The following is a 17,797-nucleotide window of genomic DNA, read 5'->3' as shown; positions in this document are numbered from 1 at the left end:
ATATCATTGATTGGAAAATGATGCCTGGTGCGCTTATCACTAAAGTTTTTCCTGACAAGTGTGCATTTGGTAGTGTTCTAACTTCGTTTACTAAAGCAATTGAACATAAATTTGAGATGAAAAAGGAGCGGATAGGATGGCTTTTCCAGAGAATTTTTTATGGGGCGGTGCATTAGCAGCCCATCAATTTGAAGGTGGTGTAATTGGAACGTCAAAAGGGCTTTCGGTGGCTGACGTGATGACAGCTGGCTCACATGGTGTACCTCGAGTGATCACGGATGGAGTTGTGGAAGTTAATTATTATCCCAATCATGTAGGGATTGATTTTTACCATCGCTATAAAGAAGATATTGCACTGTTTGCTGATCTTGGGTTCAAATGTTTTCGTACATCGATTGCTTGGTCACGTATTTTTCCAAATGGAGATGAGCTGGAACCTAATGAAGAAGGTCTTCAATTTTATGACGATGTCTTTGACGAGCTGTTGAAATATGGGATCGAACCGGTTATTACATTGTCCCATTTTGAAATGCCCTATCATATTGCCAAAGAATATGGTGGATTTATGAATCGTCAAACGATCGATTTCTTTCTTAAGTTTGCAGAAGTGGTATTTGAGCGCTATCAAAATAAGGTGAAATACTGGATGACATTCAACGAGATCAACAACCAAATGAACTATTCAAATGATATTTTTGGTTGGACCAACTCAGGTGTTCATTTTGGCGATTATGAAAATCCAGAGGAGGCGATGTACATTTGTGGCCATCATACGTTAGTTGCTTCTGCTAAGGCGGTTAAACTAGGGAAATCAATTAATCCAGATTTCGAGATTGGGAATATGATTGCGATGGTGCCTATTTATCCGTTTTCTTCTCGACCAGCGGATCAAATCTTAGCGCAACAGATGATGCATGATCGTTGGTTTTTCTGTGATGTACAAGTTCGTGGACACTATCCAAATTATGCCCTTAAAATGTTTGAGCGTAAAGGGTACCAGATCGATATAACAGAAGCAGATCGACAAGCACTCGCTGAAGGTACAGTGGATTATATCGGTTTTTCATACTACATGAGTAATACGGTCGATTCGCAAGTCCATCAAGATGTTTCAACGAATGTTAGTGGTGGAAGTACGTACTCCGTAACGAATCCATTTATTAAGGAATCTGACTGGGGGTGGGCGATCGATCCAGAAGGTCTCCGTTATTCATTGAATGCTTTTTATGAGCGTTATGAACTCCCATTATTTATTGTTGAAAATGGGTTTGGTGCCATTGATGTTCTGGAGGCGGATCACACGATTCATGATCCTTACCGTATCGAATATTTACGTAGTCATATCCAAGAGATGGAAAAGGCGATCAATGAAGATGGTGTCGTGCTTTTGGGTTACACGCCGTGGGGTTGTATTGATTGCGTGTCATTTACAACAGGGGAGATGAAAAAGCGTTACGGTTTTATCTATGTTGATCGGAACAATGATGGTTCTGGTACGCTAGAAAGGTATAAAAAAGACTCCTATGATTGGTATAAGCGGGTAACAACCTCTAATGGAACAGAGCTTTAGACGAGCAAACATGTAAATAGACCACAAAAAATCAGCTGGTTGTTTTCAAATCAGCTGATTTACTATTTATTTGTATTAAATTGAAAGAGAGTAAAAAGTTTATGCAAGTTGACCAACCTTATTTATAGAACCGTTTTTATTTTTTCCCATAAGTGATCCAGATCCATTGTTCCGTACTCTGCTTTAGAAATAGCTATCACTGGTATCTGAGGGAATTTCTTTTCAATTTCTTCTTTGGCATAGGCAAACGTTGGGGTTAGTAAAATAATATCTGCTTCCGAGGCGTGTTCGTCTATCTGACTTGCTTCATATATTTTAAGAGCCCAAGATTGATTTTTTTCTCTTAAAAACTTCGCTAATTTCATTTCTAAGAACTGGGTTTGCAAACTACCATTGGTAGAAATAAAATTAAAAGACAGATCAAAAATGACAATAGTTTTCATTTTTTGTTCCGCATGTTTTTGAGGATTGTTCATCGAAGTAGTAGCCATTTGTTTTCTTCCTTTCGTTTCACCTATTCGTTATCTCTAGTATACGACAATTATTTTGTAAGCGCTATTTTAAGTTGGTGGAAATAAGTGTGCTTTTTCTTTTAATTTCATTTCATATAGCTACAAAGTGAATAAATTGAATAAATATGAATAAACAGCTATTTTATGTTGAACTTTCATTATTCAGCTCATAAAAGGGGTCAAACAATGCTATACTTTATCCAATGGAAAACAGAATAGGAGAAAAATGTATGGATCAAAAAACATTTATTGTGCTATTGATTTGTGGCGTGATCGTTTTGCTCATTGCTCTAGATTTCAATGCGCGTCGAAAATTAAAAGAAAGTGTCCATCAGAAGTGGGGAAGAGTGCCTTATCAACCTCGATTTGATAAAGAAAAAAGTTTAAAGGAAGCATGGCTCACAGAAAAAGAATTTCGTTCATGGTCAAGTGAAGTGGATGACTTGACGTGGTACGATTTGGATATGTTTGAAGTTTTTGAAGGCATCAATCTGACATACTCTAGTATTGGTTCAGAAGCTTTATATCAACGGCTGAGGAGCTTTAACTTTGGAAAAGATCAGCGATTAGAAAAGTTAATTGCTTTTTACCAAGAAAACCCTCAAACAAGAGAAAAAATCCAATATCAATTTGCACGACTAGGGAAAAAAGATGGTAATTTTACGAAGCAATATTTAGCGGATGGCCAAAGTAAACAGATCGGACATGTCGGCTTTTATACTTTTTTAGGTCTCTTACCGATCATTGGTTTAATTTTATTATTATTTGGACAAGTCTTAGGTATCTATCTAGCGATTGGTAGTTTGATTTTTAACACACTTTATTATCAAGTCAAGAAACAGACATTAGAAACTGAGATTAATAGTATGGGTTACCTAGTCTCAACGATATCAACAGCGAATCAAGTAGCAAAGATTGCTACACCGGTTCAAGATGAATTACGGCAAAATGTTAAACCGTTAAAAGATATTCCTAAATTTGGTTTTTCTTTTCGAGTTAAGAGCGGGTCGGAAGCAGAAATTTTATTTGATTATGTCAATATGATGTTCATGTTGCCGTTTATTTCTTATCACTTTGTTATTAGCAGGTTAGAGAAAAAAACGAAAGAAGCAATGAAGGTTTGGGAATTATTGGGAGAAATGGAAGTAGCGGCTGCGGTTCTCAACTATCGTACTTACATGCCCATTACCTGTCAGCCAGAATTTACGGATAATGGCGTAGAGGCAGAAGACCTCTATCATCCTCTCTTGAAAGAAGCGGTAGTGAACCCGGTAGATTGGCATCAAAACATCTTAGTGACGGGCTCGAATGCTTCAGGTAAATCTACTTATGTGAAAAGTATTGCGATCAATTGTATCTTAGCACAGACGATCCAAACAGCCCTCGCAGAAAAATTCACCTTGCAGCACGGTCACGTACTGACTTCTATGGCGATCGAAGATGACTTGTTTGCAGGAGATAGTTATTTTGTTTCAGAAATCAAATCGATTAAACGTCTACTAGATCAAGTGGAAAAAGGGGAAAGATGTTATTGTTTTGTGGATGAGATTTTAAAGGGAACCAATACGATCGAACGGATTGCTTCTTCTGCAGCAGTAGTAAGATGGTTGGCAGATTACCCTTCACTAGCTTTTGTGGCAACTCACGATATTGAATTGACTGAGATCTTGAAAAATGAATGTGAGAATGTCCATTTTGAGGAACAGGTCACAGCAGAAAAAGGAATCAGTTTTGATTTTAAATTAAAGCAAGGTCCAGCAAAAACCAGAAATGCGATTGCATTATTGAAAGTCTTAAATTATCCGGAAAAACTAGTTGCGGATGCAAAAGAAGCAGCAACATTTTTTGATCAACATCGAAAATGGGAGATTTTTGACTAAAACGTACGGACTTAATATGTCAGGCTTGAATGGTCTGTCGCAAACTCATTTTAAAGCAAAAAAGTAAGAAAGCGTGCCTTTTCCTGATGGAGAAATCATGCTTTCTTCCTTTTTGGACATGGATAAAAGGATTCATTTATTTTAGTAGAACAACTGATCGAAAGAAGATGAAATGATTGATTTTATATTGGATGCTCGAATACATAAAATTCTATTTTTATTTTGAAAACTTTATTCATTTTCTTTCAATCATTCCATGTTACAATAGAGAATCAGATGGAAAAAAGGAGATCGTTAAAAAAATGACACAGGCTCTTGAAATAAAGAATTTAAAAAAAGTATACGCAACGGGAGTTGAAGCGTTGCGAGGGATTGATTTAACGGTGGAAGAGGGCGATTTTTATGCCTTGCTTGGTCCTAATGGTGCGGGGAAATCTACGACAATTGGGATCATCACTTCACTTGTGAATAAAACTTCTGGTGAAGTAAAAGTGTTTGGTTATGACTTGGATACTGATTTGGTTCGTGCCAAACAACAAATCGGATTAGTACCGCAAGAATTCAATTTTAATCCTTTTGAAACAGTTCAACAGATCGTAGTGAATCAAGCAGGATATTATGGTGTTTCACGACAAGAAGCAATCAAGCGTAGTGAAAAATACCTTAAGCAATCCAATCTATGGGAAAAAAGAAATGTTCGTGCACGCATGCTTTCTGGTGGGATGAAACGGCGACTGATGATTGCTAGAGCATTGATGCATGAACCGAAACTATTGATTTTAGATGAACCTACTGCAGGTGTAGATATTGAACTAAGACGTGAAATGTGGGAGTTCTTGCGAGAATTAAATGAACAAGGTACCACGATTATTCTAACGACTCATTATTTGGAAGAAGCCGAAATGTTGTGTCGGAATATCGGGATTATCCAATCAGGTGAATTGATTGAAAATACAAGTATGAAATCATTACTTTCTAAATTACAATTTGAAACGTTTATTTTTGACTTAGCACCGTATGAACAAGCGCCAGTTCTACAAGGGTACACTAGTACGTTTGAAGATGAGCGGACCCTTGCTGTTGAAGTAGAACGGGATCAAGGGGTCAACGGAATCTTTGATCAATTAAGTGAACAAGGGATAAAAGTGCTTTCGATGAGAAATAAATCGAATCGCTTAGAAGAATTATTCTTGAAAATCACGGAAGAAAATGGTCATGTGGAGGAAAAAAATGTTTAGTCTTTATTTTACAGCTTTAAAAAGTTTAGCCATCAAGGAAACCAATCGCTACTTGCGGATTTGGGTCCAAACACTGGTTCCACCAGTGATTACCACCTCACTTTATTTTGTAATCTTTGGGAAAATGATTGGCGGACGTATTGGTGATATGGGTGGATTTTCCTACATGGAATTTATTGTTCCAGGGTTGATCATGATGTCCGTTATCACTAGTTCTTATTCCAATGTTTCGTCCTCATTTTTTTCTCAAAAATTCCAGAAAAATATTGAAGAAATTTTAGTTGCCCCCGTTCCCACACATGTGATTATTTGGGGATTTGTGATTGGTGGACTGGGACGTAGTATCTTGGTCGGGGCGTTGGTAACGATGATTTCGCTCTTCTTCGTTCCGCTAAATGTCTTCTCTTGGGGCATCGTGATTGTTACTTTGCTGATGACATCGATTTTATTTTCACTAGCGGGTTTGATCAATGGGATTTTCGCACAGTCGTATGATGATGTGTCGATCGTGCCGACCTTTGTCCTTCAGCCATTGACATACCTCGGTGGTGTCTTTTATTCGATCTCTATGTTGCCACCAATCTGGCAGGCAATTTCTAAAGTTAATCCGATCGTTTACATGATTTCAGGATTTCGTTATGGGTTCCTTGGAACGACAGATGTACCCATCATGGTTTCGATCACGATCCTTGTATTATTTAGTTTAGTGCTTTATTCACTATGCTGGTATTTGATCAATAAAGGTAGAGGGTTAAGAAGCTAGAGTTTGTGGAATGATCAAAAAAACTTATTCGGTTTTTTACAGAAACGGATTGATTTGATCAAATTTTTGGTAATGGACAAGGAATAGTTGAGTCTAGGATAGATGCTTATCCTAGACTTTTTTCGTTCGATTAAAGGACTTCCTGATACAAATTTAGACGATCTCCACTTAAACTGGCTAAATATAATGTGTTAAAATGATAACTAAACTTTAGTTTTTAGTGTTTTATCTAGTATAGAAAAATAAAAAGGGGATATGGAATGACAATTGAATTTCGCGAAACGACGTTAGCTGATGTGCCAGCCGTCATGAAAATCATTAATGAAGCAAAACGGTTGTTAGCTTCCGCGGATAGTCCGCAATGGCAAAATGGTTATCCAAATGAAGAAACGATCAGGCAAGATATCGAAAAAACATGGTCTTATGTTTTGGTAGTCGATGGAATCATTGCTGGAACATTAGCCTTACAAAAAACACCTGATAAAAATTATCAAGAAATCTTTGAAGGAAGTTGGGAAAAAGCTGATGCGCCCTATACAACAATCCATCGCATTGCACTAGCTGATGCATTTCGCGGACAAAAGCTGGCTTACCGACTCGTTGAGTATGCAGAAGCAGAAACAAAGGCCTTAGGAATGGCACAAGTAAGAGTTGATACGCACAAAAAGAATACTAGTATGCAACGTATCATGGCTCATTGTGGGTTTGAGTTACGTGGTATCGTCTATGTTGACGATGAGATAGACAATGAACGATTGGCGTATCAAAAATTGCTTTAGTAAAGGAAGCAGTGGTTTTGCTTCTTTTGTTGATTCCTAGTATAATGACTCTGTTTTTTAGAATAGTGAACGAAGAGTATTACATGGCGAAACTACAATGAAATGGAGAGTTATCAGTGAAAGAAAATTTTTGGGCAGAATTACCGAAGCCCTTTTTTATATTAGCACCAATGGAAGATGTCACAGATGTGGTGTTTCGACATGTTGTGCAGGCGGCAGGAGCGCCCGATGTGTTTTTTACAGAATTTACAAATTCCGATAGTTTCTGCCATCCTGATGGTAAAGAAAGTGTCAGAGGTCGCTTGACATTTACCGAAGATGAACAGCCGATGGTTGCTCATATCTGGGGTGATAAACCAGAATTTTTTAGACAAATGAGTATCGAACTAGCAGAAATGGGTTTTAAAGGGATCGATTTGAATATGGGATGTCCGGTTCCTAACGTTGCTGAACGTGGGAAAGGGAGTGGCTTGATTCTTCGTCCGGAAGTTGCAGCGGAACTGATCGAAGCAGCGAAAGCAGGAGGATTACCTGTAAGCGTCAAGACAAGAATCGGCTATACAGAACAAGAAGAGTTGGAAGGTTGGTTGAGTCATTTATTGAAACAAGATATCGCCAATCTTTCTGTTCATTTACGTACGAGAAAAGAAATGAGTAAAGTAGATGCTCATTGGGAGTTGATCCCTCAAATCGTAGCATTAAGAGATCAACTTGCGCCACAAACGTTGCTTACGATCAATGGCGACATTCCTGATCGGCAAACGGGCTTGGAATTAGTTGAAAAATATGGTGTAGACGGGATTATGATCGGTCGTGGGATCTTTAAAAATCCTTTTGCTTTTGAAAAAGAACCAAGGGAACATTCAGCAACTGAATTGATTGATCTTTTACGTCTGCAATTAGATCTCCAAGACCAATATGCCAAAGAAATCCCCCGTTCAATGACTGGGCTACATCGTTTCTTTAAAATCTATGTCAAAGGATTTCCGGGCGCAAGTGACTTACGTGTTCAATTAATGAATACTAAATCGACCGACGAAGTCAGAGCGCTTTTAAATGCTTTTTCTAATCAAGAGTAACCGATGAAAATTTCAAGAATACTGTATTCTGTTTGTATTTTTGAATCTTATAAAAGAAATCAGAGGTAGATAAAACGCCGAATGATCCGAATGAATTTTCGTGATCATTGGGCTTTTTTTTGTAAAAGTAGTTATTTAATGAGAAAATTGAATGGCAAATGAGACAAAACTTGTCACAGTCTCTTCTAGTATCTCTAAAAACGGATAAACGGCGTTCAAGAAGCAACTCCTCAAGAATAAGCGATGATTTTCTAAAATATGAGGAGCTATTTAAAAAAATCCTCTCTTATTCGCTCGGGGCTAAACGCTTCTTTCACAGCCTCTTGTTTTAAACGGTGTTCAAGCAACAGCTCCTTGAAATAAGCCTGAATTTTTCAAAACATGAGAAGCTGTTTTAAAAAATCCTTTCTTATTGTCATCGGAGCTTCACGTTGCTTTCACAACCTCTGATTCACGGTGTTCAAAGAGCTGACCTTCGGCGATAAGTCAAAAAATCTCAAAACATGGGGAGCTGTTTCGAGATTTTCATCCTTAATGCTCCTGCGATTACTCGTCGCAGTTTTTACTTGGTGAGCGCTCAGGTCAAAACACTCTTTTCACGACCTCTCGTTCACGGTGAGACAAAAGCAGCATCTTCGGAAAATTTGCTGAAATTTACCAAAAATTTGAGAAGCACCAAGTAGGTAACAATCAACATCAAAAACTAGTTTTTGTGTTTCTTGTCAATTTTCGGAAATTCCTTCTTATTTCTTGATGCTAAACACTTTTGTCTCAACCTCTTTGAGCATATTAGTTTATCACTTGATAAATTTTGCGTTATCATTAAATTTATCAAGTGATAAAAAAGGTAAGTAGGTGATCCCATGAAAAAAATTATTGTCATTGGGGCGGGAGTAGCTGGATTAAGTGCCGCAGTTCGGTTGCAAAAGCTAGGATATGAAGTCACACTGTACGAAAAAGATCGTCAAGTTGGCGGGAAAATGAATCAAATCAAAACGGCAGGATTTACCTTTGATTTAGGACCAACGATTGTGATGATGCCAGAAATTTATCGGGAAGTATTTGAATTTTGTGGGAAAGACCCCGATGACTACATTCCAATGAAAAAAGTTGATCCAATGTTAAAACTGTATTTCAACAAAGAGGAACCAATCGAGTTTTCCAATGATTTAATTGAATTGACAAAGACGTTGGAAAACATTTCGCCAGAAGATACACAAGGTTATTTCGCATTTTTAGCAGATATCTATCAGCGATATACGATTGCAAAAGAAGCCTTTATCACGAAATCATTTCGTGGTTTTTGGGATTTTTATAATCCTAAATCATTATGGGCAGGGATCCGCTTGCGGACATTCAGCGATGCGTATACGTCTATTTCTAAATTTGTGAAGGATGACCGTTTGCGTAAATCATTGGCTTTTCAAACACTTTATATTGGGGTATCGCCTTATCAAGGACCCTCTTTATATACGATTATTCCAATGATCGAATTATTTTATGGTGTTTATTTTATTGAAGGTGGAATGTATACGTTAGCGACTTCATTGGCTCGATTGTTTGAAGAATTAGGTGGAAAGATCGTTTACGAAACATCAGTAGATGAAATCCTAATTGACAATAAGATTGCTAAAGGGATCCGAATCGGGAAAGAACAAGTGATGGCTGATGCTATTGTATGTGGCGCTGATTTTCCTTATGCGATGAAGGAATTAATTCCTGATGAAAGAAAACGGGGAAAGTATACAAATAAAAAAATCGCTAAATTTGAATATTCATGTTCTTGTTTTTTGATGTATCTTGGCTTAGACAAGAAATACCCAGAGGAACACTTGCATAGTATTTATTTTGCAGAAGACTTTAAACAAAATGTTGATGATCTCTTTGAACGAGGAAAGTTACCAGATGATCCATCTTTTTATTTGTACCGACCGTCATTGATGGATGATTCGCTTGCACCTGAGGGTCAGGAAGGCTTATATGTCTTAGTACCAGTGCCAGAATTGTCAAAATATGAGAAGTGGACGGAACAAACGATGCAAGCCTATCGCCAAAAAATCATCCGATTGCTCAAAGAAAAGACGATTTTTAAGGATATCGATGAGCATATCGTATCCGAAACATTGATCACGCCCAAAGATTTTTCTGAACGTTTCAATGCTTATAATGGAGCGACTTTTGGCTTAAAACCGACATTGAAACAAAGTAATTATTACCGCCCGCATAACAAATTTTCTGCAGCAGAAAATTTATATTTTTGTGGGAGTAGTACCCATCCTGGCGCAGGGGTACCAATTGTTATGCAAAGCGCAAAATTAGCGGTAGAGGAGCTGTTGAGAGATGATAACCATTAACAATGATCCTTTTCAAGAATACCAAAAAGATTTTGCCTATTGTGAATCAATCATCAAGAAAAATTCAAAATCGTTTTACCTGGCTTTCTCACAGTTGCCTAAACGAAAAGCTCAAAGTGTCTATGCCGTGTATGCGTTTTGCCGACGTGCAGATGATTTGATTGATCGCGACAACAATCAAGCGGGATTGAGACAGTTAGAACGGCAATTGCTAGATTTTAATGAGGGAAAGGTTCCCAACGATCCAGTCTGGCGTGCGCTATCAGTGGTCTTTGACAATTTCCCCATGGTAACCGCTCCTTTTTTTGATATGCTGACTGGTCAACGAAAAGATGCTGATTTTAAGCAACCAGAAACAAGAAAAGATCTTGAAGAATATTGTTATTACGTTGCAGGTAGTGTAGGTTTGATGTTGCTTCCGCTTTTAACTGAGCGCCCAGCTGACATCGTTGTACCAGCTAAAAAATTAGGAGAAGCGATGCAGTTAACGAATATTTTACGAGATGTTGGAGAAGATTATCAAATGGGGCGAATCTACCTGACAAAAGAAGACATGACTAGATTTGGGGTAGAAACTACCATGTTAAAAGAAAAGCAAGCCCAAACACAATTAGTCGCTTTATGGGAGTCACTGGCTCAGCAGGCTGAAAACTTATATGAAGAATCTTTTGAAATGTTTCCTCTTATTACAGAAGATTGTCGTCAAGCACTTGCCAGTGCTGCGTTTATTTATCGTGAGCAATTAAATATCGTGAGAAAACAGCATTATTCTTTATTTGATAATAAGAATAAAGTTAGTCATTATCGAAAAGTACAGCTTTTAAAAGAGGTCAAAAGTTATCTCAAAAGCTATTGAACCGTCTGATTATTAAAGAACCGAATATAAATTCAATATTGTTGTTTTCAAACGATCATTAGTTGAAAAAATTGAAAGCAATGAGCCCGAGACCAAAAAGGTTGTCGGGCTTTTTATCACTGTTTTATTACATAGGTCTTTCTATGCGAGAAAAATTTTCAGATAAAAATAAAGATTTAGCGGAATATTTTAGAACTTGTCGTATATTATTCATGACCAAGGTAATAGTTTTACCAACTAAATGCTAGGAGGATGGAAGAATGGGACCAATTGCAGTTACGCCTGATCAATTAAAATCACAAGCGAAGATCTATCAGCAATCAGCGCTCCAAATACAAGAGGCTATCCGAAAAGTAAATACGATGAACCAGCAAATTGCTCATAATTGGAAAGGACAAGCTTTTCAAGCATATCTTGATCAGTATCACCAGTTAGAAGGTAGCGTTAAACAAATGACACAATTATTTGAAAGTATTTATGAGCAACTCAACAACTATGCGAATACCGTTTCAGAACGGGATCGTCAAGATGCTCGGAATTTTGGGTTGCTATAGCGTTTATCAGTAAAAACCAATCTTCGTTTGACTTGTACCCATTAAAGCAGCAAATGTCAGTTGTTTTTTAGCTATTTTCATTTGGTTTTTGTTTTGATTCCTTGACTTTTAATGTAAAAAATAAGCCATACATGAAAAAGGGGTAACTCAATGAAACAGGGAATAGTCATTGATATTTGTTTGCAAATCGAACAGCAAACGATCGACTTGCAAATACCTAGGGAAATAACCATTAGGCGCTTAAAGGAATTATTTGTGAACGCACTTCAGGTTTCTTCGATCGTGCTACCGGCTGCGTTCGATTTAGAAGTGACAAATAAATCAATACGATTGAATGAAGAATTTCTTTTATCAGATTATCCAATTAGTCATGGTGACCAACTGTTAATCAAGCCACGTATCCTTAATGGTGGTGACAACAAGTAATTGAAGAGAGAAAAGGATGTATTTAAAAAAGAAGGTATTAAAATAACCGATGAACGAGTGGAAATTCAGCTACAAGCGAATCAATATGCGCTGGATCAGATCGAACAATATACATTTTTTTTAAAACCTAAAAGAAATTTACTGGCAGGTGACGTTAGCCATTTATCTACAGAAAAATTAATCATTCAATACAAAAAAACAAATCAAATGAAGTGTTTCTCACAGGTTTTGATTAAAATAGATTTTTACCAACGATTATTGCTTGCCCAAAAAGTCAATCAATTGTGTGATTTTATGAATGGACCGATCCAACCATTGTTTCATCCCGATAATTTGTTTCTGTTTGGAGAAGAGATTTTTCTTGCACATCGAGGGTTTATGCAAGTTATCGCTCCATATACGGTCACTGAAAATGATTTTCTGAAGCAATATCGGGCACTGGTGTTGGCTATCTTATATCCTAATTTGAGTTATGAGAGTTTAAATGGAGGAAGTGAAGGATTAACAGATGACTTGTCGAAATTGCTCCATGGAGCAAAAAATGTAACAGAAATCAATCAGATTATTAGCGACCAAATCGAAACACAAAAGGAGATTCGAACGACAGAATTACGTGTGGTCAGTAGGAAAAATTACTTTATTTTTAAATGGGGTAGCCTTTTATTCAGCTTGTCAACCATCCTTTTTGCTTTATTAACAGGAAATTATGCGTTTTATCAATTACCACAGATAGAACGGAGCGTGGATGCACAAGCAAAATATATAGCCAAGGATTATGCAGGTGTTTTAACGGCTTTAGCAGATGTATCCCCCAGTTTGTTTTCTCAAAGTATCAAATATATAGTGGCTGTTAGTGTCATTCAATTAGATCATTTAACTTCATTAGAAAAAACAGCTATTTTAAATCAATTATCTCAAGAGTCAAGTGAGAATCGTTTGCTTTATTGGATTTACATTGACAGAAATAATCTCCAACAGGCATTGGATATCGCTCAAAACATTGGAGATGAGCAGTATCTTTTGCATGTCTATACTAAGTTATATCTGACAGTAAAAATGAACGATCAAATGAGTGGTGAAAAAAAGCAAAAATTACTAAAAAACTATCAAGAAAAAATTAGTCAATATAGCAAAAAGCCAGGAGAGAATAAATCTGAAAATCCCACAAAATAAGACACTATGTACCGAGAATCAGATGAATATCAGTCTTTCCATCCTTTTTGATCTCTTTTATTTTGGGGAGATGTTTATTCATGAAGTATTTACTCAAAATGATAAAGAGCTGGTGATCGCCGGCAAAAAAATCTGTTATATCAAACAGCATATAAATTTTTCAGACTCTTCGATCAAAGATGATCCGAGGTTTCTGATATTAAAGCATGAAACATTGCAGAGAAAGTGGATCGATCCACCGAAGCAATTGATTGATATTTCATGTGCAACAACCTCTGCCTTGATGATTGAATCAGATGCAATGATTGCGATAGATTATCAGGATAATAACTATCAATTGAGTATATATCCTAGTAAAGCACCCGTTTATTATAACCAGCTACTTGTAACAAAAGGTGTATTTACTTTCCAAGTAGGTGATCAGATCGTAGTGGATCAGTGGATTATCGAAAGGTGGGAAAAGCAGTGGCAGATCATCGGTTTAGGTCAAGCGATCCAATTAAATCCATGGGTACTTTCTGAAGTCCCTTATATACCTGAATATCCTAAGCACTTCCCCTTTTTTAGAAGAAGCCCTAGAATCTATCTGGAAGAGCCAAAAGTACAAGTGGAGGTTCGATTACCGAGACACGAAGCAGCTCAGGAGAAACAATCCTTTTTTAAATTGGTTCTCCCGTCTTTAGGTATATTTATCTTAAGCGGAATGTTTCTATTTTTTAGCAATCGAAACCTGCTTCTGATACTAGGTATGTATGGACTTAATTTATTGACGTCCAGTATCTCTACTATCAATTATTTATTAAATAAAAAGAAAATAAAACGAAAAAAAAGTGAACAAAAAATAACTATCCAACAATATAGAATCAAAAAAGCTTTTGAATTAAACAGGTTACAGCAAAGACAAAAAGAAGTTTTACAGTACATGTATCCTTCTAATAATCAATTAGCACGAATGACAAAGGAATGTCATCCAAGAATCTATGAACGTCGACCAAAGGATAAAGATTTTTTAACCGTTCGCTTAGGAATAGGCGAACGTCCATCCAGTTTTAAAATTGTTAGTTCTTATTTGGATGAGGATCAATGGAACGATGAAATTCTATCCGATTTTATTCGTCCTTATCAAAAATTAAAGAACGCACCTATTGCGATTTCGTTAGCAACTCAGTCAGTGGGGCTTGTCGGTCCATCGAATGTTTTGCAGGAAGCTCTTCAATCTTTACTATTTCAAATTTCTGTCTTGCACTCTTACCAAGAGGTTGAGTTTATCACTCTTCTTCAAGAAAAAGAATATGAAAAAACATGGAAAAATTGGCGTTGGTTACCACATCATACGTTGCGATCCTTTCCACTTAAACAAAGAGGGCTCCTATTCAATTTAAAAAATCGAGAGTTGGTTTTGAGTGCTTTTTATAAGATCCTTTCTAAAAGGAAGCAACAACTACAACATGCTGATTATCAGAAGATAGCTTTTAAACCAACTTATGTTTTTTCAATTATCACAGAAGAAGGCTTGTGGGAGCATGAAATCAGTGAGTTTTTAATGGAAGAATTAAATCGGTATGGTGTCGTAGTTATTTGGGCGAAGGAATCTATCGATCACTTGCCTGAAACTGTAACGACGTTAATAGCGTATCAAAGTCAAGATATTGCTATGTTGATCAATCATAAAGAACAACACATTAATCAACCATTTACACCAAATCGTTTACCAACCAATTATCCACTTGAACAAGCAATTTTTCGCTTAGCTAACTTATTCCATGAAGAAATTGAAAATCAAAATCTGCCAGAAAAAATCAATTTATTAGAGCAATATCAAGTCCAGACTGTTGAGGAGTTAATGATTTCTAAGCGCTGGTTGAACGCAGAGCCAAGTAAGACATTGCGTTCATTGATCGGCTGGCAGAGAAAAAATCAGGGAATCTACTGGGATCTCCATGAACAGGCACATGGACCTCATGCTTTAATTGGTGGCACGACTGGTTCAGGAAAGTCAGAATTTCTGATTACTTATTTAATGGGATTAGCCATCAATTTTTCTCCTGAAGATGTAGGGATTCTAGTGATTGATTGGAAAGGTGGCGGCCTCGCACAAACAGTAAGTAAGTTGCCACATTTTATGGGTGCGATCACTAATTTAGACCGAGTTGGTACGTCCCGTGCATTGATCAGTATCAAAGCGGAGCTGGAAAAGCGACAAAGGTTACTTGCGACCTATGAAGTAAACAACATCAATGAGTATATGCAGTTATACAAACAACGAAAACAAAGGAACGTTTCTGCGTACCCTGATCAGCCGCTGCCTCATCTTTTTCTAGTATCCGATGAGTTTGCCGAATTAAAAGTCAATGTGCCAGAATTTTTGGAGGAGCTGACTTCAGTAGCGCGGATTGGTCGTTCACTTGGCGTCCATTTAATTTTAGCTACCCAAAAACCAGCCGGAGTAGTCAACGACCAAATCGAGGCGAATAGTAAAAGTAAAGTGGCATTGAAAATGGCAAGTGTTCAAGACTCAAAGGAACTTTTACAAACAACAGATGCAGCTTATGTGTCAAGACCAGGGAGGGGTTATCTTAAGGTAGGAGAAAATGACGTCTATGAATTGTTCCAAAGTGGTTATACAAAAGCACCCTACGCACCAAACCAATCTCTTGAAGATGAACGGATCGTTGCTGTGAATGAATTTGGTCAAAAGGAAGTCCTCTTTTCTCCTACAGAAAAAGATTCGAGGAAAGCAGCGGGCAGTATAGTTACGCAATATGAGGCAGTCAGAATGTTGATTGTACAAACTTTTCAACAATCAACATTCAGCCAACCATCACAACCTTGGTTACCAGAATTACCAACGTGGTTAGTAATGCCTGTCTTTAAAGGAAATGAACGGAATACATTAAAGGTTCCCATAGGCTTGTTAGATGTACCTCATGAGCAAAAGCAAAGTCATTATTACTATGATTGCGAGAAAAGTAGTCATACCGTTGTATTCGCTAGTTCTGGATATGGAAAATCTACGTTATTACAAACAATTGTTTTAAGTCTTGCAAGACAAAATACTCCAAATCAAGTATGGTTTCATCTAGTTGATTTTGGTACTAATGGCCTTTTACCGTTGAAGAAGTTGCCACATGTCGTTGACATCGTCACTTTAGAAGAAGAAGAAAAAAGACAAAAAATGTTTGTGAGAATCAATCGATCATTGGCGGAGAGAAAACAACTGTTTAAAGAAAAGGGTGCCACAAATCTCTACCAATACCAAGAAAAAACGAGTATCCAATTACCGATCATTTTTATTATATTAGATAGCTACGAGAGTTTGGGGATAGAGGATAAACGAAAAGATTCCATCGATGAAACAATCGTGCATTTACTAAGAGATGGTGCAAGTTTAGGGATTTATCTTATTCTATCTGCAAATCGTGTCGGGAGTATTCGCCTAAATATGATGAGTCAATTTGCAACAAAGCTGTTTATGTATTTACATGATGAAAGTGAAATCAAACAAGTGCTGGGAAGAGAAGCGATTGTTGCGTTGCCTATTAAAGGAAGAGGGCAAGTGATGCTTGACCGACCAACGATATTACAATTTTATTTACCCACTAATGGTCAAAATGAATCAGAAATATTCGAAAAAATGGCAGAAGAAATAACAAATATAGATCAAGACTGGGTAGGAAAACGTCCTGAAAAAATCCTGATGGTGCCCGAACGGTTAACGCCAAAAATTTTCAGTCAGTTTGTGCGCAATAAAGAAAAAGACTTGGTGTATCTAGGTTTGAATAAGCAAACAGTTGAGGTGGAATCATTTGCATTTTTTCTTGGAAAGCAGCTAGGTTTATTTTTTACTTCCAATGTACAATTGCAGAGGATGTTTTCATGGTGGCTGTCACAAATGATAGATGTGGAAGAAAATGTTATTTTAATCGATGTTTCTGGAACATTGGAGCAAATAAAAAACGAAGTGTCTTCGTATTTTAGCTTGCATGATGTCGCAAAACGAAGTGAGAAATTTACTCATTTCTGGGATGAACTGTGGTTCACGCCAAAAACGAGAAAAATCGTGGTTCTTAATGGACTGGCTGATTTCGTGGAAGAAATGGGGTTACTCTCGGGAGAAGTGGGCAAGTTATTAAATAGAGGAAATTCGTGTTTTCAATTCATTTTTATTGATCTGTTAGCGAAAACTGGCAATTTTTATGGTGGAATGACTCAAATAGTAAAAGAAAATGTTTCTCAGATCCTTTTTGGTGGGAGTCTCCAAACTCAAGGATTTGTTGATGATTTTACATTTACAAGAGAAAATAACCCAAATAATAAAAATAGTTTTTACAGTTTAAAGGATGGAAAGTTGGAAATCATAGTAGTTCCTGTCGAAGAAGAGTGAGGGTAAAAATGATACCGCACTAAAAATAATGTACCCGAACAAGAGGGCACGGGTGCATGGGTTAGCTCCAACAACAGAAGGAAGAATTTTTTGTAATAGCTTCTCAAGTGTTCGAAAATTCATGCGATTTCGAGGAATTAATTCTGGAATGTCTATTTGGCAAGAAGGTATGCTCACCATTTATTCATTTTTACACCTAAAAGAGTCTGGGAAGTCCTTTTTTGTCCCA

The 17,797-nt window shown here is 37.1% G+C and carries 13 protein-coding genes; 12 read left to right on the top strand and 1 reads right to left on the bottom strand.

Translation table 11 applies throughout. From position 1 onward, the window contains the following. Window positions 1-136: 136 nt before the first annotated feature. Entirely contained in the window at window positions 137-1,570 is a 1,434-nt protein-coding gene (locus IGJ32_RS12835) for a 6-phospho-beta-glucosidase (RefSeq protein ID WP_342081971.1), read from the top strand. 122 nt (window positions 1,571-1,692) lie between these two features. On the opposite strand, the gene IGJ32_RS12830 is transcribed toward IGJ32_RS12835, so the two are convergent. Then, window positions 1,693-2,061 carry a hypothetical protein gene (locus tag IGJ32_RS12830; RefSeq protein ID WP_010737245.1) on the bottom strand — a complete coding sequence of 123 codons (369 nt, stop codon included), beginning with the start codon at window positions 2,059-2,061 and terminating at the stop codon, window positions 1,693-1,695. 251 nt (window positions 2,062-2,312) lie between these two features. On the opposite strand from IGJ32_RS12830, the gene IGJ32_RS12825 reads away from it, so the two are divergent. From IGJ32_RS12825 to essC, 11 genes are all read left to right on the top strand, one after another. Further along, window positions 2,313-3,962, top strand: coding sequence for a MutS-related protein (locus IGJ32_RS12825; protein ID WP_096709812.1), 1,650 nt, complete (start codon window positions 2,313-2,315; stop codon window positions 3,960-3,962). Window positions 3,963-4,264: 302 nt separating this feature from the next. Then, window positions 4,265-5,200: an ABC transporter ATP-binding protein gene (locus tag IGJ32_RS12820; RefSeq protein ID WP_010720660.1), complete on the top strand. Its 936-nt coding sequence runs from the start codon at window positions 4,265-4,267 to the stop codon at window positions 5,198-5,200. Then, window positions 5,193-5,963 carry an ABC transporter permease gene (locus tag IGJ32_RS12815; protein WP_010720659.1) on the top strand — a complete coding sequence of 257 codons (771 nt, stop codon included), beginning with the start codon at window positions 5,193-5,195 and terminating at the stop codon, window positions 5,961-5,963. The genes IGJ32_RS12820 and IGJ32_RS12815 overlap by 8 nt, the downstream gene beginning before the upstream one ends. 260 nt (window positions 5,964-6,223) lie before the next feature. Continuing rightward, window positions 6,224-6,742, top strand: coding sequence for a GNAT family N-acetyltransferase (locus IGJ32_RS12810; protein WP_081128962.1), 519 nt, complete (start codon window positions 6,224-6,226; stop codon window positions 6,740-6,742). A gap of 116 nt (window positions 6,743-6,858) precedes the next feature. Continuing rightward, entirely contained in the window at window positions 6,859-7,821 is a 963-nt protein-coding gene (locus IGJ32_RS12805; protein WP_010720657.1) for a tRNA dihydrouridine synthase, read from the top strand. An 863-nt stretch (window positions 7,822-8,684) separates the two neighbouring features. Further along, a complete protein-coding gene (locus tag IGJ32_RS12800) occupies window positions 8,685-10,175 on the top strand; it encodes a phytoene desaturase family protein (protein WP_063627654.1) in 1,491 nt (496 codons plus the stop codon). After that, window positions 10,162-11,031 carry a phytoene/squalene synthase family protein gene (locus IGJ32_RS12795; RefSeq protein WP_342081970.1) on the top strand — a complete coding sequence of 290 codons (870 nt, stop codon included), beginning with the start codon at window positions 10,162-10,164 and terminating at the stop codon, window positions 11,029-11,031. Before IGJ32_RS12800 ends, IGJ32_RS12795 begins: the two co-directional genes overlap by 14 nt. A gap of 260 nt (window positions 11,032-11,291) precedes the next feature. After that, a complete protein-coding gene (locus IGJ32_RS12790; RefSeq protein WP_010720654.1) occupies window positions 11,292-11,585 on the top strand; it encodes a WXG100 family type VII secretion target in 294 nt (97 codons plus the stop codon). A gap of 150 nt (window positions 11,586-11,735) precedes the next feature. Further along, window positions 11,736-12,011 (top strand): EsaB/YukD family protein, encoded by a 276-nt coding sequence (locus tag IGJ32_RS12785; protein WP_010720653.1) that lies wholly within the window; start codon window positions 11,736-11,738, stop codon window positions 12,009-12,011. Then, on the top strand, window positions 12,012-13,184 hold the full coding sequence (gene essB / locus IGJ32_RS12780) for a type VII secretion protein EssB (RefSeq protein ID WP_342081969.1): 1,173 nt from the start codon (window positions 12,012-12,014) through the stop codon (window positions 13,182-13,184). 22 nt (window positions 13,185-13,206) lie between these two features. Continuing rightward, window positions 13,207-17,568 (top strand): type VII secretion protein EssC, encoded by a 4,362-nt coding sequence (gene essC, locus IGJ32_RS12775; protein ID WP_342081968.1) that lies wholly within the window; start codon window positions 13,207-13,209, stop codon window positions 17,566-17,568. The last annotated feature ends 229 nt before the right edge of the window (window positions 17,569-17,797 follow it).

The organism is Enterococcus sp. DIV1639a, assembly GCF_050530445.1.
In the GTDB taxonomy this organism is placed as follows: domain Bacteria; phylum Bacillota; class Bacilli; order Lactobacillales; family Enterococcaceae; genus Enterococcus_B; species Enterococcus_B hirae.
The sequence above is the reverse complement of the archived record's forward strand: the minus strand, read 5'-3'. Positions and strand labels throughout refer to the sequence as shown.